The organism is Faecalibacterium sp. I4-3-84 (genome assembly GCF_023347255.1).
Lineage (GTDB): Bacteria > Bacillota > Clostridia > Oscillospirales > Ruminococcaceae > Faecalibacterium > Faecalibacterium taiwanense.
The window spans coordinates 1,021,911-1,042,297 of sequence record NZ_CP094466.1; the positions used below are offsets into that span (position 1 = coordinate 1,021,911).

The 20,387-nt window shown below is 58.7% G+C and carries 17 protein-coding genes, 1 tRNA gene and 1 riboswitch; of the genes, 11 read left to right on the plus strand and 7 right to left on the minus strand.

Going from position 1 to position 20,387, the window contains the following annotated elements:
- Window positions 1-2 precede the first annotated feature (2 nt).
- From cobI to MTP41_RS05115, 7 genes are all read right to left on the minus strand, one after another.
- On the minus strand, window positions 3-707 hold the full coding sequence (cobI, locus tag MTP41_RS05085; RefSeq protein WP_249236340.1) for a precorrin-2 C(20)-methyltransferase: 705 nt from the start codon (window positions 705-707) through the stop codon (window positions 3-5).
- Window positions 695-2,647: a cobalt-precorrin-5B (C(1))-methyltransferase CbiD gene (gene cbiD, locus MTP41_RS05090; RefSeq protein ID WP_249236341.1), complete on the minus strand. Its 1,953-nt coding sequence runs from the start codon at window positions 2,645-2,647 to the stop codon at window positions 695-697. The genes cobI and cbiD overlap by 13 nt, the downstream gene beginning before the upstream one ends.
- Window positions 2,644-3,663, minus strand: coding sequence for a FecCD family ABC transporter permease (locus MTP41_RS05095; protein WP_249236342.1), 1,020 nt, complete (start codon window positions 3,661-3,663; stop codon window positions 2,644-2,646). The genes cbiD and MTP41_RS05095 overlap by 4 nt, the downstream gene beginning before the upstream one ends.
- Window positions 3,664-3,693: 30 nt before the next feature.
- On the minus strand, window positions 3,694-4,833 hold the full coding sequence (locus MTP41_RS05100) for an ABC transporter substrate-binding protein (RefSeq protein WP_249236343.1): 1,140 nt from the start codon (window positions 4,831-4,833) through the stop codon (window positions 3,694-3,696).
- 107 nt (window positions 4,834-4,940) lie between these two features.
- Window positions 4,941-5,792 (minus strand): iron transporter, encoded by an 852-nt coding sequence (locus MTP41_RS05105; RefSeq protein ID WP_249236344.1) that lies wholly within the window; start codon window positions 5,790-5,792, stop codon window positions 4,941-4,943.
- 117 nt (window positions 5,793-5,909) lie between these two features.
- Complete coding sequence (locus MTP41_RS05110) at window positions 5,910-7,142, minus strand: sirohydrochlorin cobaltochelatase (protein WP_044953851.1); 1,233 nt, start codon at window positions 7,140-7,142, stop codon at window positions 5,910-5,912.
- Window positions 7,143-7,310: 168 nt separating this feature from the next.
- A riboswitch (cobalamin riboswitch) is annotated at window positions 7,311-7,523 on the minus strand.
- A 105-nt stretch (window positions 7,524-7,628) separates the two neighbouring features.
- A complete protein-coding gene (locus MTP41_RS05115) occupies window positions 7,629-7,949 on the minus strand; it encodes an Hpt domain-containing protein (RefSeq protein ID WP_338428051.1) in 321 nt (106 codons plus the stop codon).
- A gap of 410 nt (window positions 7,950-8,359) precedes the next feature.
- Between MTP41_RS05115 and MTP41_RS05120 the strand changes: the two genes are divergently transcribed.
- From MTP41_RS05120 to MTP41_RS05170, 11 genes are all read left to right on the plus strand, one after another.
- A tRNA-Tyr gene (locus tag MTP41_RS05120) sits at window positions 8,360-8,444 on the plus strand.
- An 856-nt stretch (window positions 8,445-9,300) separates the two neighbouring features.
- Window positions 9,301-10,767, plus strand: coding sequence for an aminotransferase class I/II-fold pyridoxal phosphate-dependent enzyme (locus tag MTP41_RS05125; RefSeq protein ID WP_097775018.1), 1,467 nt, complete (start codon window positions 9,301-9,303; stop codon window positions 10,765-10,767).
- Window positions 10,768-10,780: 13 nt separating this feature from the next.
- A complete protein-coding gene (gene speE / locus MTP41_RS05130) occupies window positions 10,781-11,638 on the plus strand; it encodes a polyamine aminopropyltransferase (RefSeq protein WP_044953854.1) in 858 nt (285 codons plus the stop codon).
- Complete coding sequence (gene speB / locus MTP41_RS05135) at window positions 11,638-12,513, plus strand: agmatinase (protein ID WP_005943304.1); 876 nt, start codon at window positions 11,638-11,640, stop codon at window positions 12,511-12,513. The genes speE and speB overlap by 1 nt, the downstream gene beginning before the upstream one ends.
- Window positions 12,514-12,549: 36 nt before the next feature.
- Window positions 12,550-13,809, plus strand: coding sequence for a saccharopine dehydrogenase family protein (locus tag MTP41_RS05140; protein WP_097776331.1), 1,260 nt, complete (start codon window positions 12,550-12,552; stop codon window positions 13,807-13,809).
- Window positions 13,809-15,026 (plus strand): carboxynorspermidine decarboxylase, encoded by a 1,218-nt coding sequence (locus MTP41_RS05145; protein ID WP_249236345.1) that lies wholly within the window; start codon window positions 13,809-13,811, stop codon window positions 15,024-15,026. Before MTP41_RS05140 ends, MTP41_RS05145 begins: the two co-directional genes overlap by 1 nt.
- A gap of 269 nt (window positions 15,027-15,295) precedes the next feature.
- Entirely contained in the window at window positions 15,296-16,513 is a 1,218-nt protein-coding gene (locus tag MTP41_RS05150; RefSeq protein ID WP_249236346.1) for an ABC transporter substrate-binding protein, read from the plus strand.
- A 173-nt stretch (window positions 16,514-16,686) separates the two neighbouring features.
- Complete coding sequence (locus MTP41_RS05155; protein WP_249236347.1) at window positions 16,687-17,565, plus strand: branched-chain amino acid ABC transporter permease; 879 nt, start codon at window positions 16,687-16,689, stop codon at window positions 17,563-17,565.
- Complete coding sequence (locus MTP41_RS05160) at window positions 17,565-18,725, plus strand: branched-chain amino acid ABC transporter permease (RefSeq protein ID WP_442900347.1); 1,161 nt, start codon at window positions 17,565-17,567, stop codon at window positions 18,723-18,725. Before MTP41_RS05155 ends, MTP41_RS05160 begins: the two co-directional genes overlap by 1 nt.
- A complete protein-coding gene (locus MTP41_RS05165; RefSeq protein WP_249236349.1) occupies window positions 18,722-19,564 on the plus strand; it encodes an ABC transporter ATP-binding protein in 843 nt (280 codons plus the stop codon). The genes MTP41_RS05160 and MTP41_RS05165 overlap by 4 nt, the downstream gene beginning before the upstream one ends.
- A complete protein-coding gene (locus MTP41_RS05170) occupies window positions 19,557-20,279 on the plus strand; it encodes an ABC transporter ATP-binding protein (RefSeq protein ID WP_249236350.1) in 723 nt (240 codons plus the stop codon). Before MTP41_RS05165 ends, MTP41_RS05170 begins: the two co-directional genes overlap by 8 nt.
- Window positions 20,280-20,387: the final 108 nt, after the last annotated feature.

Consider the following 20,387-nt stretch of genomic DNA (forward strand, 5'->3'; position numbering starts at 1 on the left):
CGTTACTCCTTTAACAAAACGGTGGCAAAATAACCGGCCTGTTCCTGCGGCCGCTCAAGGGAAAGATCCGGGTAGACCCGCTCGTCCGGCAGACCGCAGTTGCACACAAGTGCGCTTTTTTTCAGCTTATCTGCCTGCTGCAGGGTATCCAATAAGACAGGCAATTGCCTGCCGGCTTTCATCAATACCTTGGTGCCGGGCATTTCCAGCACGCGGTCTGTCCAGCCGCCGGGCGCAATGGTAAGCGGCGTATCCATGCCGCCGGTCAGCGGCACATTCAGCCGCGCCGCCGCCGCACAAAAGCTGGGCACGCCTGCCGCCATGGCGGTGGCATAACCCCCGGCCTGCAAGATCTCCTGCAGGTAACCAAAGGTGGCATAGATGGAAACATCACCGATGTTCAGCATGGCAACGTCCTGCCCGGCATCCAGATACTGCCGCACCGCGGCGGCGGCTTTTTCGTGCGAAGCCGCCAGCGCGGCCGGGTCACGGCTCATGGCAAAGTACAGCGGGACGATGGTCTTGCCGTCCAGCGCTTCTCCCAGCGCACTGCGGGCGATGTCCAGCGCCAGCATCTGGCCGGAAGCAGTCTGCGGCGCGGCCAGCACCGGGCACTGCCGGATGAGCCGCACAGCCCGCAGCGTCATCAGCTCCGGGTCGCCGGGGCCGACGCTGACACCGTAAAATGTACCTTTCAGTTCTGCCATTCCCGCATCAGCTCCTTTGCCGTTTTTGTCTCGCCCAGCGGGCCGTGCTGGTTGGAAAAGAGCACCGCGCCCACCCGGAAGGCCCCGCCTGCCCGTCGGTCCAGATGCATCTGGATGGCGGCAAGGATGCTTTCCAGCACCGGTGCACGCAGCTGTGCGCCGTCCAGAATGTCAAGGCAGGCATCGGTGGTGGCGGCATCCATCAGGGCGGCGCACACCTCATGCGCGGCACCGCACAGCGCCGCATGGGCGCAAAACACTTCAGCGCGGCCATCCGCCGTGTGGGAGTGGGTGTTCATGACCCCTGCCGCCAGCTTGCAGAGCTTGCCCACGTGGCCTACCAGAAGCACTTCCTCAAATTTGGCCGTGGCAGCCATATCCAGCGTATCCCCGATGAAGTTGGAGGTCTTGACCACCGGGAACCGCTCGAACTGCGGCAGAGCGCTGGCCAGATAATCCAGCCCGTAGTTGCCGGGGGCCAGCACCAGCCGCCGGGGGCCGGGGGCATTTTTTGCTCGCAGTGCGGCCTGATTCATTTCCAGCTGGATGGTATCCAGAATGGCCTGCTGGCTCATGGGTTCCACGATGCCGCTGGTGCCCAGAATGGAAAGCCCGCCCTCCACCCCGATGTGCGGGTTGAAGGTACGCTTTGCCGTCTCGGCACCGCCTTCCACAGAGATGGTCACCGCAAAGCCGCCGGTGTAGGCAGCATTTTCAGCTTCCCGTTCCAGCGCCTCGGCGATCATCCTGCGCGGCACATGGTTGATGGCGGCTTCCCCTACGGGCTGGTCAAGGCCGGGCTTCGTCACACGGCCCACCCCCTCGCCGCCAAGGATGCGCACGCCGGGGGCATCCGGTTCCAGCACCACCGACGCGACCACCGGCAGGCCCGTGGTCACGTCCACATCGTCGCCGCCGTCCTTGCGGATGGCACATACCGCACCGGCATCCGTTCTGCGGCAGTAAATGGGTGCCACCTCCACCACAATGCCCTTGGGCGTGCGCAGAGCCACCGTTTCCGGTTCGCGGCCGGTCAGCAGCAGACGCGCCGCCCCGGCAGCCCCTAGCGCGGCACAGGTGCCGGTGGTATAGCCGCAGCGCAGCAGCTTCTGCCCGCTGCGGACGTAATGCTCAAACTGCGGCTTTCCGGCGGGTGCCTTTTCGGCTTCCGGCTCCGGTGTGCCAAACAGAGCCGTGTACTGCTGTTCGGTCAGGCCGTACAGGGCGCGGATATTCTCCGGCTGAAACGCCTGTTCCGGGGTCAGCACACCGGAAACACCTGCGGGCGAAACGCACACCACCGTGTCCGCTATTTTTTCGGCCAATTCCAGCTCGTGCAGGCTCAGGATCACCGCCAGCTGACCGGTATGGGCCAGCTCCTTTAAAATGGTGAGCAGCTCGATCTTGCCCTTGATATCCAGAAAAGAGGTCGGCTCGTCCAGCAGGATCACTTCCGGCTGCTGGCACAGTGCCCGGGCCAGCAGGATGCGCTGGCGCTGGCCGTCGCTGATGCGGTTAAAATCCCGGTCTGCAAGGTGTACCGCGCCCACCAGCTCCAAAGCTCTGTGCACCTGCTGCCTGTCCTCAGCAGACAAAATGCCCAGCCGTCCGGTGTAGGGATAGCGCCCCGCCGAAACAAAATCAAAGCAGGTGGTCAGTTCCATCCGGCGGCTGTGGGGAGCCATTAGAGCCAGCTTCTGCGCCCGCTGGGCACCGGTATAGGCAGTAAGATCCTTCCCCGCCAGAAGCACTGTGCCGCCCATGGGGGCCAGCTGGCCCGCCAGTGTGCGCAGTAAGGTGGATTTGCCTGCGCCGTTGGGCCCGATCAAGGTCAGGATCTGGCCCGGCTGCACCCCGAGGCAAATATCCGAGAGCAGCGGTGTCTTGCCGTAGCCGATGGCAAGCTCCCGCGCAGTGCAAAGTGCTTTTTCGTTCATCATGCGCCCTCCCGCTCTGAATTGCGCCGCACCAGCAGCCAGATGACCACCGGTGCGCCGAACACGGCCGTGACCGAGCTGATGGACAGCTCCGTGGGCGCGAACAGACTGCGGGCCAGCAGGTCGCAGAACAGGCAGAAAGCCGCACCGCCCAAGCAGCACCCCGGCAGCACATACAGCGGCTTTGCGCTGCCCAGCAGCTGCTTGACAAGGTGCGGCACCGCGATGCCTACAAAGGAGATCGGCCCCGCAAAGGCGGTGACGCAGGCCGCCAGCAGGCTGGATAGCAGCACCAGCGCTGCCGAGAAAGGCTTGACATTCACGCCCACGCTACGGGCATATGCTTCGCCCATCTGGTAGGCGGCCATGGGCTTGGAAAGCAGAAAGGATGCCGCCAGTGCAGGCAGCACCACCAGTGCCGCAGCCTGCACATTGGCCCATGTCACGCCGGAAAAGCTGCCCTGCGACCAGTTGTGCAGATTGACAATGTTGGAATCCTGCGCAAAGGCCACCACGATATCGGTGATGGCGGAGCAGATATAGCCGATCATCACACCGCAGATGACCAGAATGCTCATGCGCTGCACCCGCCGGGCCACCGCCAGCACAAAGGCCATGGCAGCCATGGCACCCGCAAAGGCCGCCGCGATCATGGTGGCCGAGCTGGTCAGCATCCCGCGGTCCAGAAACACCACCATGGTCAGGGCCACCGCCAGCTTTGCGCCGCTGGAAACGCCCATGACAAATGGCCCGGCAATGGGGTTTGCAAAAAAGGTCTGCAGAAGGTATCCCGCTGCGCTGAGGGCTGCCCCCAGCAGCGCAGCCATGACCGCGCGGGGCAGGCGCAGCTGCAGGATGATGTTCCCCGCAAGCGCATCGCCGCCCTTGCCCAGCAGCGCCGTCAGCACCGCACCCGGTGCAAGGGATACGCTGCCCCAGAACAGGTTCAGCGCAAAAAGCACAGCCACGGCTGCCGCAAGGGCAATATAGGCGGCTGCAAGGCGTCTGGTACGGGTCATAGGCTTTCCTTTCTGTAAAATTTCCCTTCTTTAATCCACATGGGTGAGGAATTTCAGGGTACTGGCGGCAGGTGTGCCCTTGGTAAACACCCGGTTCATGTCCACGATCAGGTCTGCCAGCTCCATGCTCTGCTGGAACAGGCTCTGGGTGGTGCACCACACCTGCCCTTCCTTCACCGCTTTGAATTCGTTCAGCAGCGGGAAACGCTCGGTCAGCTGGCTCACCGATGCGATCATGCCCTCGATGGCGCTGTTGTAGATGAGCACATCGGCATCCTTTGCACCTGCATAGAAGTCCTCAAGCGGCAGGTTCATGGTAGCAAGGCTGTTGCCATTGTCCGTCAGATCCGCAAAGACATAGCTGCCGCCTGCCATTTCGATCATGCGGGCCACATAGTCACTGCCCTTGCGCACAGTGGCAAGGTTGTTGGTGGTCAGCGAGAAGAAGGCACAGCTTTTTCCCGTGGGTTCCTGCGAAAGGATGGGCTGAACGGCTGTCTCCTGCGCGGAAAACACCTGCTCGGCCTGTTCTTCCCTGCCCAGCAGGATGCCGTAAAGCTTGATCCACTCCATGCGGGCCAGCGGGTCGCTCTCGTAGCTGGAACGCTCCACCAGCACCGGAATGCCAAAGTGTTCCAGCTGTTCCTTTACCTCCGGCGTGTGCAGGATCATGGTATTCTCAATGGCAAGGCGGCAGCCCGCTGCCAGGATCTGCTCGTAATCCGGGGCGCTGTACTTGCCTGCATACGCGATTTTTCCCTCTTCCATGGCCTGCTGCACCGCGGGCAGATACCAGCCCTCGGCCTTGGTGCCGGAAAAGGCCACGCTGTCCAGTGCGTCCAGATGTAAAAGCAGATCCATCACCGAGGTGGAGACCAGATAAATATTCTCCACCGGCTGGCGCAGCACAGTCACGTCAGCGGGCAGGCTGTCCACCTCCGCAGCATCTTCCGGCACAACAAGGAACCTCGTATCCGACTCCGCGATGGTCAGCATGGTATAGCCGCCCTCATAGCAGTCCGCTGTGAACTGCTGTGCATAGTCCAGCTTGTAATGATGGGAGAAAACAAGACTTTCCGTATTGGCAGGTTGAGTCTTGCTGCCGCAGCCGGTCAGCGTCAGCGCCGCAGCGGGGATCAGTTTCAGAAATTGGTTGCGAGTGATCTTCATAAGTAACTCCTTCCGTCACGGCTAGCGCCGCGCCACCTCCCTCATAGAGGGAGGCTTTGGCAGTACGGTAAAGTTTATCTTTTTGCCAAAGAAGGTGACTGGAGGAGTCACTTCAGACTTGCGGAATCAAAGGTCAGCGTATACTCGATCTCGTGGGGGGTGCTCATGGCAACGGTATCGGCGGTGACATCCAGTGCGGTATCCAGCGCCGATACCGGAATTTCAAAGGTGGAATTGCCCTCGGTGTTGGTGGGCAAATACTTCTCGCCGTCCACGATCATATAATCATAGTTCGGGCTGCTCCACACGATGGTGGCGGTCATTTTGCCGTCTGCCACGGTCAGAGCGGCGGGGCTCTCCACGGTGGCACGGCCGGAGCCGCCCTCCAGCGTCACATCACAGGTGTAGGTGCCGTCTGCCGGGGTCTCGGCTTTCGCAGCCTTTTCCACGGCATCACGCACGCTGACGACATGGTCGTACCACTTGCCCTTGGTGCCCAGAATAGCCAGGTCAAAGTCGGCATCCACAGCAGAGACCGGGATGTCAAAGCCGTACACCTCCTCCGAGGTGCCGTCGGAATAGGTGACGGTATCTGTGGTGGGCTGCAGCCAGTCGGCCTCGTGGTCGGCGGCATCGGAAGCCTTGCCCAGATACAGGTTGACGATATGGGTGGAAGCAAGGCTGACATGGAAGGTCATCTGGCCGTTCTCCACAGTCAGGGTGCCCTTGCCGTCGCAGGCTTCGTTGGCGTGGAACATGCTGCTGTCGGTGTCAAACTCGGCGGTATACACACCGTCCGGCAAAGCGGCGGTCTCAGCGGCAGAAGAAGCCACGGAAGAAGCAGCCTCCGAGCTGGCAGCACTGGAAGCTGCAGAAGATGCCGTGGAAGAAGCGCCGCAGCCCACCAGCAGACTCAGTGCCAGAGAAGCAGCGACAACACAGGAAAAAACGCGTTTCATAGGAAATACCTCTACATTATAAAAAATCAGCTTTTATTATACCATCGTTCGGATAAAAAATGAACCCTCTCCACCGGATGCCGCAAAGCGGCCGCGAGACGGAGAGGGTTCGTTTGATCAACCGTTCAGAGAATCGATCGCCGCCTTGGTGTGGGCGACATACAGCTTCTGGACATCCTCGATCTCACCCAGACCAGCGATCTGGCAGTCGATGCTGTCGAAAGCACCGGAAGCCTTGAACTGGCTCAGCCAGGAGTCGGCATCCTCACCGGCCATATCGTTGTTGGCGTGATCGCCGGCAACCACCATCAGCGGGCGCAGGATGACCTTGGTGTAGCCCGCAGCCTTAACAGCCTCGATGACGTTCTCGCAGGCAGTCTCTTCCGGCTTGCCCTCAACGGTGCCAATGAACACATTGTCGTAGCCCAGAGTCTGCATAGTGGTCTGCATCTGGCTGTAGCTCACCTTTGCGGTGTGCGAGGTGCCGTGGCCCATAAAGACAAAGGCGACCTTGTCCGCAGCAGCGGCATCCAGACTGTCGTAGCCGGCTTCCTTCACGGCAGCAGCGGTGACAGCCTTGGCAACGTCTTCCTTATCCTGATTGATGATGGTGGCATCGGAACCGACCTCGCCCAGCAGGGGCTCAGCCACAGCGACAGATTCAAACTTGTCGCGGTAGGTGTCGATCATTTCCATCATCTCGTCGTACTCAGCACCGTGCATCAGGTGGGTGGGCTGGACAACCAGATTCTTCACGCCGTTTTCCACAGCGCGGTCCATGGCCTGCTGCATGTTGTCGATCTTTTCGCCGTCACGAGCCTGCACATGGTTGATGATGATCTGTGCGGTGAATGCGCGGCGCACAGACCAATCCGGGTATGCGGCCTGCAGAGCATCCTCGATGCCCTTGATGTCCTTCACGCGGCTGTCGTTGAAGGAGGTGCCGAAGGAGACCACCAGCAGCTCGTTGTCGCCAATGTCGTCCTGATTGCGGGCATCGTCCTTGGAAGCATCGCCGGTGTCACGGCCAAAGTAGTCGGGGTCGGCGTTCTCACCTTCCACCAGTTCCTTCTGGGTGTCGGTCAGGGCATCCCATGCAGCCTTGGCGGCTTCGCACTGGGCATCGGTATCCTCATTGCGCTCCTGCACATAGATGGCATCGATCAGGTCTGCCACGTTCTTTGCTGCCATTTCGTCAGCCTCCTCGCTGCTCGCTTCGCTGGAAGCGGAAGACGCAGCGGTGCTGGATGCAGTGCCGGAAGCAGCCCCGCCGCAGCCGGTGAGCACGCCGGCGCACAGAGCCAGAGCCGTAACAGCTGCGGCCAGCTTTTTGGTTTCGATCTTTCTCATTGTTCTTGTCCTTTCCTGCTGGATAAATTGCGGTTTGAACCAAACAAAGGGTACAGGAAAGAGAGATGAAAGAAGAGGCCCTTCTGTCCTGCGGATGGCATGACAAAAAGACCTCTGTTGTTTCAGGGCTTTTTGGTACAACCAATTCCTCGTGATCTGGGGTTTGCACCCCCGTACCAACAGCAGGCAGGTTTCCTGACTGAAAGATCGCCGCCCGTCATCTCCTTCCCAGAGCAAAAGCTCCAGTGGCTGGTGCAAAGCACCCTGATGCGGACTCCCTTATCACAGTGACGAGATCGTGCGGGATCTGCACCCGCTTCCCTTTTACCCTTTCCGCCGTGCAGTGCATCGGCAAAAGGCACCTGCTGTTTTTCTGTTCAGTTCGTCCGGCATTATATCATAAAACTGCGCAGAATGCAATAAAAAACGGCATCCTGCCTTTTTATAAGGAAGGATGCCGTTTGGAGATCGAGCCAAATGCGGAACTTACTGGAGCGCACGGATCGCATTGATGGTGATTTTGTACTGGCAGGTCACGCTGTCAAACAGCTCCTTGGTACCTTCCAGTGTGCCTGTGCGCAGCACCTCGGTCAAATCGTAGGTGGGCTGATACAGGTTGGTAAAACCCAGGTTCTGGCACACGCCCTTGAGCGTGTGTGCCGCACGGAATGCTTCCTTCACATTTCCTTCCTTCAATGCCTGCTCCAGTTTCGGATAGCTGTCGTCGTTCAAAAACATCAGCGTAAATCTGCAGATCATGCCTTCGTTGTAAAGCCGCTTGAGCACGTCCTCATAATTTGCGCCCATCTGTCTATAACATTCCTGAATCGTCATGGTTTGTCGCTATGCCTTTCTTTTTCTACTGATCCCGCCTGATTTGCCACAGAGTGACAAAAGCGCCATCCATTTTGTTGCACTTTGTTGCGTTTTTAATATATCACGCCTTACTGCGTTTTTCAATGCAGAGACAAAAAGTCTTGCACTTTTCACATATTGTCCCGAGTTTTTCTTGCAATTTGCCTATCAATTTCTTCTGGCTGGCTTTTTTCTCCGACTTTGCCGTGCCTGCATGGCTGCAGGGCTTTTCCCGCCTTTGCTCTGCCGTTTCTCTGCACGGAAAACGCATTTGAAGAAAAAGGTAAAAAAACAGTTGACAAAAGCCTTTCTTCATGATAAAATAAGCAAGTCGTCCGGCGAAGGACACAAAAAGTGAATATGGGCGTGTTCCCGAGTGGCCAATGGGGACAGACTGTAAATCTGCTGCTTTCAGCTTCGGTGGTTCGAATCCACCCGCGCCCACCAAAAAACCTCAACGTATGCAAGTACGCTGAGGTTTTTATTTTGCGATAAGGCTAAACTCATCGGGCGGGTGGATTCGAACAGCTGCGACGACGTCGCTGAAGACGGCGCAAAAACAGCCCAGTGGGCTGTTTTTAGCAGCGCGGCTCGCGATATCCACCCGCGCCCACCAAAAGAACCAGCGTAGAAATTACGCTGGTTTTTTGTTTTGCCCGGCATCTTAAGTCTCACTCTCGAGGGTGGATCCGAACAGCTGCGGCACCGTTCAGCAGGACGATCTCCAGCAGTGCAAGGATCAGCAGAACAATAAGAACTGTAGTAACCATAGTGTACCGTGCATCATAATATTTTGCAACGGTATTCAGGTTGGTACTCTGTGCAATGATTTTTTTAATTTTTCAAAAAATCATTGACAACGCTTTCTGTGCATGATAAAATCACATGTGATTTTGAGAGACAAAGCGTGTCAGCGTCTTTTCAAAGCAATTTACCATGGACCGCCCAGCGGGGCTAAGGCCATACGGACAGCCGGGTCCACTGCCGACCGGCGGCACAGCCGCCATTATTGATTGAGCGTAGCAGTTCAAATTTTATAAGTTGGTTCCTTTACAACCATGAAATTGCGCAGTCAGTGTGCAGACTTGTGAAACGGTCAATAAAGAGCAGTAAAAGCAGAATTGCTATATAGACTCTCATAATCCCGTCTTTTTTGAATCATGCGAAGCGGCCTTTGTACTCTGGTGTTTCTTCCGGGGGTCTTTGGCGGCGCATTCAAATGCTTTTCAAAGCGCAAGTCTGCACTTTTTGTGCGGTACTTGCGCTTTTTTGTTTGCATCGGGATCAGGGACGGAGGAAAAACATGAGTGAGAACCGAACACGGTTCCGGCTGAACCAGAACCGTGCGCCCATCTATGAAGCGCTGGAACAGTTCCGCAAAATGCGGGTGGTGCCCTTTGATGTGCCCGGCCACAAGCGGGGCCGCGGCAACCCGGAGCTGACCGCCTTTCTGGGCCAGCAGTGCGTGGGCGTGGATGTGAACAGCATGAAGCCGCTGGATAATCTCTGCCACCCGGTATCGGTCATCCGGGAAGCAGAGGAGCTGGCCGCAGATGCCTTTGGCGCTGCCCACGCGTTCCTCATGGTGGGCGGCACCACCAGCAGCGTGCAGAGCATGGTGCTCACCGCCTGCAAGCGCGGCGATGAGATCATTCTGCCCCGCAACGTGCACCGCAGTGTGCTGAACGCACTGGTGCTGTGCGGCGCAGTGCCGGTATACGTGAATCCCGAGGTGGACAAGCGCCTTGGCATTTCGCTGGGCATGAAGCGGGAACAGGTGGAAAAGGCCATCAAAGAGCATCCGAATGCTGTGGCTGTGCTGGTGAATAACCCCACCTACTACGGCATCTGCTCCGACCTGCGCGCCATCGTAAAAATGGCCCACGATGCCGGGATGCTCTGCCTTGCGGACGAAGCCCACGGCACCCACTTCTACTTTGGCGGCGGCCTGCCGGTGTCTGCCATGGCGGCAGGGGCTGATATGGCATCCGTCTCCATGCACAAGAGCGGCGGCAGTTTAACGCAGTCCAGCCTGCTGCTCATCGGCCCCAATGTGCACCCGGGCTATGTGCGGCAGATCATCAACCTGACCCAGACCACCTCCGGCAGCTACCTGCTCATGTCCAGTCTGGATATCTCCCGCCGCAACCTTGCGCAGCGCGGGCGGCAGGTATTCCACCAAGTGGCCGACATGGCCGAGTATGCCCGCGAGGAGATCAACGCCGTGGGCGGCTACTACGCCTTTGGCAAGGAGCTGTGCAACGGCGACTCCGTTTTTGACTTTGATACTACCAAGCTCAGCGTCCACACGCTGGATATCGGCCTTGCAGGCATTGAGGTGTACGACATCCTGCGCGATGAGTACGACATCCAGATCGAGTTCGGCGACATTGGCAACATTCTGGCCTACCTTTCCATCGGCGACCGCCCGCAGGAGGTGGAGCGTCTGGTCAGCGCATTGGCCGAGATCAAGCGCCGCTACCAGACCGACGGCTCCGGCCTGCTGAGCCAGGAATACATCGACCCCGTTGTGGCCGCCAGCCCGCAGGAAGCGTTCTATGCGCCCAAAAAGAGCCTGCCGCTCCGGGAGACCGAGGGCATGGTGTGCAGCGAGTTCGTCATGTGCTACCCGCCGGGCATTCCCATTCTGGCCCCGGGCGAGCGCATCACCAAGGAAATTTTGAACTACATCGAGTACGCCAAGGCCAAGGGCTGCAGCATGACCGGCCCCGAGGACCCGGACATCGAGCGGCTGAACGTTCTGGCATAAGGAGGGAATGCAGATGGAATTTTGGTTTTCCGAGTTTCACACCCCGGATGTGAAGCACAGCATCCGGGTGAACAAACAGCTCTACTCCAAGCAGAGCGATTACCAGCGCATCGATATTTTTGAAACGCCGGAGTTTGGCCGGGTGCTCACATTGGACGGCAATGTGATGCTGACAGAGCGCGACGAATTCATCTATGACGAGATGATCGTGCATGTGCCCATGGCGGTGCACAAGCAGGCAAAAGACATCCTTGTCATCGGTGCCGGTGACGGCGGCGTGGTGCGGGAGCTGACCCGCTACGACCGGGTGGAGCGCATCGATCTTGTGGAGATGGACCCGCAGGTGGTGGAAGCCTGCCGCGCCTTCCTGCCCAGCAACGCCTGCCGCATGGATGACCGCCGGGTGCACATCTATTTTGAGAACGCCCTCAAGTATATCCGCCGCTGCGAGGAGGAGTACGACCTCATCATCGTGGACTCCTCCGATCCCTTCGGCCCATCCGAGGGTCTGTTCACCCGCGAGTTCTACGGCAGCTGCTTCAATGCCCTGAAAGCGGACGGCATCATGGTGAACCAGCAGGGCAGCCCCTTCTATGCCGAGGATGCCAGCGCCATGCAGCGCAGCCACAAGCGCATTGCGTCCACTTTCCCCATCAGCCGAGTGTATCAGGCACACATTCCCACCTTTGCGGCTGGGTACTGGCTGTTCGGCTTTGCCAGCAAAAAGTATCATCCCATCGATGATCTGGATGCAGACGCATGGAAGGCGCTGAACATGCGCACCCGCTATTACACCGCCCGGCTGCATGTCGGCGCATTTTACCTGCCGGCATTCCTTGAGGAAATGCTGCGGGAAGTGGAGGAACACTGATGCAACCCAACATTGAAAACTTCATCGGCTGTGACAGCAGCTACCGCGCCGCCAGCATCGTGCTGTACGGTGCGCCCTACGATTCCACCACCAGCTACCGCCCGGGCGCACGGTTCGGCCCGGCGGCCATCCGACACGAAAGCTATGGTCTGGAGACCTACAGCCCCTACCAGAATGCCGACCTGACCGATTTTGACATCTTCGACAGCGGCGATCTGGAGCTGTGCTTCGGCTCCAGCGAGAGCGCCCTTGCGGACATCGAAGCCCGCGCAGAGGAGATCCTGCAGGATGGCAAGTTCCCATTGCTGCTGGGCGGTGAACATCTGGTGACGCTGGGTGCCGTGCGGGCTGCTGTGAAGAAATATCCGGATCTGCACATCGTGCACTTTGATGCCCACGCCGACCTGCGGGACGACTACCTTGGTGCAAAGCTGAGCCACGCCTGCGTGCTGCGCCGCTGCCATGAGCTGGTGGGTGATGGCCGCATCCATCAGTTCTGCATCCGCAGCGGCGACCGCGCCGAGTTCGAGTTTGCAGCCCAGCACACCGAGATGCACAAATTCGATTTTACCGGCCTTGCCGAGCTGACGGAACAGCTGTGCGAGAGCAAGGTGCCCGTCTACCTGACCATCGACCTCGACTGTCTGGACCCCTCCTGCTTCCCCGGCACCGGCACGCCCGAAGCCGGCGGCGTGAGCTTTTTGCAGCTGCTGGATGCCATCCGCACCGTGACGAAAGCCAACATCGTAGCCGCAGACCTCAACGAGCTGGCTCCCACGCTGGATACCACCGGCGTTTCCACCGCCACCGCCTGCAAGGTGCTGCGCGAAACGCTGATCGCGCTGGACAAGGGCTGGCCCGGCTTTCAGGTCTGACCGAATTTGCACACATTGACATAAAGGAGAAAAATCATGAGCAAAGTTCTGATCATCGGCTGCGGCGGCGTGGCCTCCGTTGCCATCCACAAGTGCTGTCAGGTACCCGAAGTGTTCACCGAGATCTGCATCGCCAGCCGTACCAAGTCCAAGTGCGACAAGCTGGCTGCAGAACTGGCCCCCAAAACCGCTACCAAGATCACCACCGCACAGGTGGATGCCGACAAGGTGGACGAAGTGATCGCCCTCATCAAGGCTTATCAGCCCGACCTCGTGATGAACATTGCCCTGCCCTATCAGGACCTGACCATCATGGATGCCTGCCTTGCCTGCGACGTAAACTATATGGACACCGCCAACTACGAGCCGGAGAACACTGACGACCCGGAGTGGCGTGCCATCTACGAGAAGCGCTGCAAGGAAGCAGGCTTCTCCGCCTACTTTGATTACAGCTGGCAGTGGGCCTACGCAAAGAAGTTTGAGGAAGCCGGCCTGACCGCCCTGCTGGGCAGCGGCTTCGACCCGGGCGTGACCCAGGCTTACTGCGCCTACGCCAAAAAGCACGAGTTCGACACCATTGACACCATTGATATTCTGGACTGCAACGGCGGCGACCACGGCTATGCCTTTGCCACCAACTTTAACCCGGAGATCAACCTGCGCGAGGTGTCCGCTCCCGGCAGCTACTGGGAGAACGGCCACTGGGTGGAGATCCCGGCCATGAGCATCAAGCGGGAGTACAACTTCGATCAGGTGGGCGACAAGGATATGTACCTGCTGCACCACGAGGAGATCGAGTCCCTTGCCAAGAACATCCCGGAGGCAAAGCGCATCCGCTTCTTCATGACCTTTGGCCAGAGCTATCTCGACCACATGCGCTGTCTGGAGGATGTGGGCATGCTGTCCACCACCCCGGTCAACTTCAACGGGCAGGAGATCGTGCCCATCCAGTTCCTCAAGGCTCTGCTGCCGGACCCCGCCAGCCTTGGCCCCCGCACCAAGGGCAAGACCAACATCGGCTGCATCTTCACCGGCAAGAAGGACGGCAAGGAAAAGACCTACTATATTTATAATGTGTGCGACCATCAGGAGTGCTACAAGGAGGTCGGCTCTCAGGCCATCAGCTATACCACCGGCGTACCGGCCATGTGCGGCGCACTGATGCTGCTCACCGGCAAGTGGACCACCAAGGGCGTGCACACTGTGGAAGAGTTTGATCCGGACCCGTATCTGGACGCTCTGGACAAGTACGGCCTGCCCCGTTCCGAGAGCCACAGCCCGGCGCTGGTGGACTGATGCGGCTGGCCGATACCCGCCCGCCCTTTGCGGGCCTTGCAAACCTTTCTTGGGAAGCGCTTGCCTCTCTGCCCACCCCCTGCTACCTGCTGGACGAAGGGCAGCTGCGCCGCAACGGCGAACTTCTGCTGGGGGTGCAGCAGCGCACCGGCTGCAAAATTCTGCTGGCACAGAAGGCTTTTTCCAACTTTAATGTTTACCCGGTGCTGGCTCCTTATCTGGCGGGCACCGAGGCCAGCGGCCTGTACGAGAGCCGCCTTGGCAAAGAAGAGCTGCCGGAAAAAGAGAACCATGTGTTCTGCGCGGCCTACCGGGCAGACGAGTTCGCGGAGCTGCTGCAGTACGCCGACCACATCGTGTTCAATTCGCCCAGCCAGCTGGCAAAGTTCGGCCCGGCAGCAAAGGCGGCGGGCAAGAGCGTGGGCCTGCGGCTGAACCCGGAGTGCTCCACGCAGGAAGGCCATGCAATTTACGACCCCTGCGCCCCGGGCAGCCGCCTTGGCACCACCCGCGCCCAGTGGGATGCCGCCGTGCAGGCAGACCCGGCCCTGCCCGAATTACTGGACGGACTGCACTTCCACACCCTGTGCGAGCAGGATGCCGATGCACTGGCCTTAACGCTGGCGGCGGTGGAAGCAAAGTTCGGGGGTCTTCTGCCCCGGATGAAGTGGCTCAACTTTGGCGGCGGGCACCATATCACCCACCCCGGCTACCGCCTTGCCACGCTGGAACAGTGCATTACCGAAACACAGAAAAAGTACGGCGTGCAGGTGTATCTGGAGCCGGGCGAAGCATGGGCGCTGAACGCCGGGTATCTTGTTACCACTGTGCTGGATACTTTGCAAAATGGCGAGACGAGCCTTGCCATTCTGGACATGTCTGCGGCCTGCCACACCCCGGATGTGATCGAGATGCCCTACCGCCCGCCGCTGCTGGATGCCGGGGATCCCGGCGAAAAGCCGTACCTCATCCGCCTTGGCGGCCCCACCTGCCTTGCCGGGGATGTGGTGGGCGACTACAGCTTTGCCTCCCCGCTCACCGAGGGGCAAAGGCTCATTTTCGGCGATATGGCCATCTACACCACCTGCAAGAACAACACCTTCAACGGGATGCCGCTGCCGCCCATCTGGGCAATGGACGAAAACGGCACCTGCCGGGAGCTGGTGAAGTTCGGCTACAGCGATTTCAAGATGCGGCTGGGACGTGCAGCGGATTAAAGTATGATCCTTACGGCAAATCTGTATTCAGTCAAAAGACAGTCTGTATCAAAACCGCCCAAAATGCACGCTGTTCAAGTACAGTTTCTTTTTATCATCTGACGAAAATTTAAAAAAATTCAAATTCAGCCTAGACAAGTTCCTTTTCATGTGCTAAAACAATGCTAAGAAACCCGCAACGATGCAGGATCTGAGGATCACTGCGCCGCTGCGGGTTTTTCTTGTTTTATCTGGGAAAGCGTTAAGAAATAATAGAGGGGGCAATTCTTATGAAAGCATTCATTTCTCGTCGTGATTTCCTGAAAGCGGCAGGCATCACCGCCGCAGCAGCAGCTATGGCAGGCTGCTCTTCTTCTGGCGGTTCCGCAAGCGGCTCTTCTGCAGGCGGCAAGACCATTAAGATCGGCGTGTTTGAACCGGCTTCCGGTGATAACGGCGCAGGCGGCAAGCAGGAAGTGCTGGGTGTCGAGTATGCCAACAGCCTTGCTCCCACCGTGGAGATCGGCGGTGAGACCTATAACGTGGAGCTGGTGGAAGTGGATAACCAGTCCAGCACCGATAAGGCCGTGACTGCTGCACAGGAGCTGGTCTCCAAGAAAGTCTCCATCGTGCTGGGCAGCTACGGCTCCGGTGTTTCCATTGCAGCCGCTCCCACCTTCCAGTCCGCTTCCATCCCGGCCATTGGCTGCTCCTGCACCAACCCCGCCGTGACTGAGGCCAACCCCTACTACTTCCGTGTCTGCTTCCTTGACCCGTTCCAGGGCTCGGTCATGGCAAACTTTGCAAAGGATGAGTTCAGTGCTGCCAACGCCTACGTGCTGAGCATGCTGGGCGAGGACTACGGCTCCGGTCTGGCCACCTACTTCGTCAACGCTTTTGAGGATCTGGGCGGCACTGTTACCAGCGAGCAGTTCCCCGAGGGCACCTCGGACTTCTCCGCCTACATCCAGAACGCCATCAACGCCGGTGCAGATGTGATCTTTGCTCCCTGCGCCACCACCTACGCAGCCCAGATCATCACACAGGCTGCTTCTGCAGGCTTTGACAAACCCATTACCGCAGGCGACACATGGGAGTCCAGCGTTATTCTGGATGCCCAGAAGGGCACCAGCGTGCAGGTGTATTGCTCCACCTTCTTTGATGAGAACGATGATTCCGGCGCAGCCAAGGAGTTCGTGACCGGCTTTAAGGAGTGGCTGAACGCCGACAGCCAGAAGCTGACCAACAACGGCGGCAATGACATCGTGGCAGCTGTTTCTGCACTGGGCTACGACGGCTACATGGTGGCTCTGGAAGCCATCAAGGCAGCAGGCAGCACCGACGGCACCGCCATCCGCGATGCTCTGTACGGCGTAAACTGCGACGGCGTTACCGGCAGCATCACCTTTGACCAGACCACCGGTGATGCCAACAAGGATATGGCTTACATCAAGAAAGCTGCCGACGGCGCGTTTGAGTTCGTCAAGACTCAGAGCGTGGAAGGCTGAACAAAACTTTAAACTCCCTCAGTCAACGCCTGATGGCGTTGACTGCTCCCTCAACGAGGGAGCCTTTTTGTAGCTTTCCAGCAGGTTTGACCCCCTCTGGGAGGGGGCTGTCACCGGAGGTGACTGGAGGAGTTTATTTTATTAAAAGTTGTAAGAAATGGAGGGTCCCCCTTATGGCTGCAAAGTTTCTGCCCTATTTGCTGGCAGGTATCTCGGTGGGCGGCCAGTATGCATTGATCGCCATTGGCTACACAATGGTGTACGGCATCCTGCGCCTGATCAACTTTGCCCACGGCGATATCTTTACCGTAGCCGGTTTTCTGATGGTGTACGCTACTGCTTCCCTTCCGCTGACCATTTCCATCCCGCTGGTGGTGGCGGCAACGGTACTGCTGGGCATCGCAGTGGAAAAGATCGCCTACAAGCCCCTGCGCACTGCGCCGCGCATGTCGGTGATGATCTCCGCGATCGGTATGTCCTACCTTTTGCAGAACTCGATGTGGTATGTCACCGGCGGTCTGGCCAAGCAGTACCCTGCCCTGCCGTGGATCAGCGACACCGTCACGGTGCTGGGCTGCCAGACCAAGCGGGTGACGGTGGTAACGCCGTTTCTCGTCATTGTGCTGGTGGCAGCACTTGTTACCCTGATCCAGAAGACCAAGATCGGCATGGCCATGCGCGCCGCTTCCCGCGATTTTGAGACCGCCCAGCTCATGGGCATCAAGATCAACAATGTCATCTCCTTTACCTTTGCGGTGGGCAGCTTTCTTGCGGCCATCGGCTCCATGATGTATTTTTCCAACTACACGGCAGTCACCCCCACTGTGGGTGCCATGCCCGGCCTGAAAGCCTTTGTGGCTGCGGTGTTCGGCGGCATCGGCTCCATTCCCGGTGCGGTGATCGGCGGCTTCATCATCGGCATCTGCGAGAGCCTTATTAAAGGTGCAGGCGCTACCACCTTCAGCGATGCGTTCACCTTTGCACTGCTGATCGTGGTGCTGGCCGTCAAGCCTACCGGCCTGTTCAGTGAAAACCTGACCGAGAAAGTGTGATGACCATGAAACAAGAGAAAAAACGCATCTATCTCCGGGCCGCACTGGCGCTGGCCGCTCTGCTGGTGGTGCTGCTGGCACTGGATAACCTGAGCTTTGTGCCCTCCATGCTGCTCACCGTGCTGCGCAAGGGTGCCATCTATGCACTGGTGGCTGTCTCCATGAACCTGCTGAACGGCTTTACCGGCCTGTTCAGTCTGGGTCAGGCAGGTTTTATACTGCTGGGTGCCTACACCTACGCCATCCTCACTATTCCCGCCGCTTCGCAGAAGTCCATCTATCAGCGCTATGCAAACGGCGGCATCGGCTTCTCCATCCCGGAACTGCTCTCCAAACCTCTGGGCGGCTTCGGCCTGCTGCTGGGTGTTGTGTTCTGCCTGATCCTGGCCGGTTTTATCGCAGCGCTGTTCGCCTTCCTCATCGGCCTGCCGGTGCTGAAGCTCAAGAGCGATTATCTTGCCATTGCTACACTGGGCTTTGCCGAGATCATCCGTGCCGCCGTGGTTTACGAGGGCTTTGGCCCGCTGACCAACGGCTCCAACCTTCTGTACGGCTTTACCAGCTTTGCCAGCTTCCACCTTTCGCTGGGCGGCACGACCTTGCATCTGGAAACCGTGATGCCCTTCCTCTTCTCCGGCGTGTGCATCGCCATCATTCTGCTGCTCATCAATTCCACCTATGGCCGTGCCTTCAAAGCCATCCGTGATGACGAGATCGCTGCCGAAGCCATGGGCATCAACCTTGCCAGCCACAAGCGCATGAGCTTTATCATCAGCAGCTTCTTTGCCGGTATCTCCGGCGCAATGCTTGCCATGTATCAGGCCAGCGTGCAGGCCACCACCTTCAAATCCAGCATGACCTACGAGATCCTGCTGATCGTGGTCATTGGCGGCATTGGCTCGGTGTCCGGTTCCATCATCGCGTCCTTCCTGTTCATCGCCAGCTCCGAGTGGTTGCTGCGCTTCCTCGACAACGAGACCTGGATCGGCGGCTTCCGTGTGCCGCTGCTGCGTTCCGGCTTCCGCATGGTGGTGTTCAGCATCATCATTATGGCGGTGGTGCTGTTCTTCCGCAAGGGCATCATGGGCGACCGTGAATTGTTCCAGAAAAAGCCCGCATCCACTGTAAAAGCTGCCAAAAAGGAGGCGCGTTCCAAATGAGTGAAAACGTATTGACCATTGAAAACGCCACGATGCAGTTTGGCGGCGTTGTGGCTGTGGACAATCTGAACCTGAAGGTGGATAAAGATCAGATCGTCTCCCTCATCGGCCCCAACGGTGCCGGCAAGACCACCGCGTTCAACGTTGTCACCGGCGTGTATGCGCCCACCAACGGCGCGGTGTGGTTCGAGGGACGCAAGATCATTGAAAACACGCCCCACGGCAAGATGAAAAAGCTCTATAAGGGCCAGAACGCGGGCAAGTATTCCCACATGATCGCCCCCACGCCCGATAAGATCACCCAGATGGGTATTGCCCGCACCTTCCAGAATATCCGTCTATGGAAGAGCCAGACCGTGTTTGAGAACGTGCTCATCGCCAAGCACTGCCGCCGCTCGGCCAACCTGCTGAGCGCCACCTTCCGGCTGAACGCAGACGAGGAAAAGCGCCAGCGCGAGGAGTGCGAAAAGCTGCTGCATGTGCTGGGCCTTGAGGATGTACGCAACGAACTGGCTACCGGCCTGCCCTACGGCCTGCAGCGTCGGGTGGAGATCGCGCGTGCCCTTGCCACCGAGCCGAAGCTGCTGCTGCTGGATGAGCCTGCCGCCGGTATGAACCCGCAGGAGACCGAAGAGCTGACCGCCTTTATTGACCGCATCCGCACCGATTTCAGACTGACTGTGTTCATGATCGAGCACCACATGGATCTGGTGATGGATATTTCCGACCGGGTCTATGTGCTGGACTTTGGCCGCTTGATCGCCGAGGGTACGCCCGCCGAGGTGCAGAACGACCCGCGGGTGATCGACGCTTATCTGGGGGTGGACGAAGATGCTTGAGATCAAGGATTTACATGTTTCCTATGGCGGCATTCAGGCCTTGCGCGGTGTGTCGCTGAACGTGCCGGACGGCAAGATCGTTACCCTGATCGGTGCCAACGGCGCAGGCAAGTCCACCCTGATGCGCACCATTTCCGGCCTTGTAAAGGCACAGAGCGGCTCCATTTTGTGGAACGGGCAGGAACTGCTGGGCAAGCCCATCGACCAGATCGTGGCCAGCGGCATTGCCATGTCGCCGGAGGGCCGCCGGGTGTTTGCCGACCTGACTGTGCTGGAAAATCTGAAGATCGGCGCATACCTGCGCAAGGATAAGGCCGAAACCGAGAAAGACCTTGAATGGGTGTACAGTCTGTTCCCCCGTCTGAAGGAGCGCAGCTGGCAGAGCGCCGGCACCCTTTCCGGCGGCGAGCAGCAGATGCTGGCCGTGGGCCGCGCCCTGATGAGCAAGCCGAAGCTGCTCATGCTGGACGAGCCGAGCCTTGGCCTTGCGCCCATCGTGGTGCGGGAGATTTTTGATATCATCCGCACCGTGAACCAGCAGGGCATCACCGTGCTGCTGAACGAGCAGAACGCCAACATGGCCCTGAAGGTGGCCGATTACGCCTATGTGCTGGAGACCGGCACCCTGACCCTTTCCGGCACGGGTGCTGAATTGCTGACCAATGAACAGGTCAAGGCCGCATACCTCGGCAAAAAGCGCGCTGACCGCACCTGAAACTTTATAAGAACCGCTAACGGCAGAGAGGGGCTGCTGCAAAACAGCTCCATGAAAAAATAACGCATAAAAATGCCTCAGTATGGCAGGCGGAATAGGCTCATCACA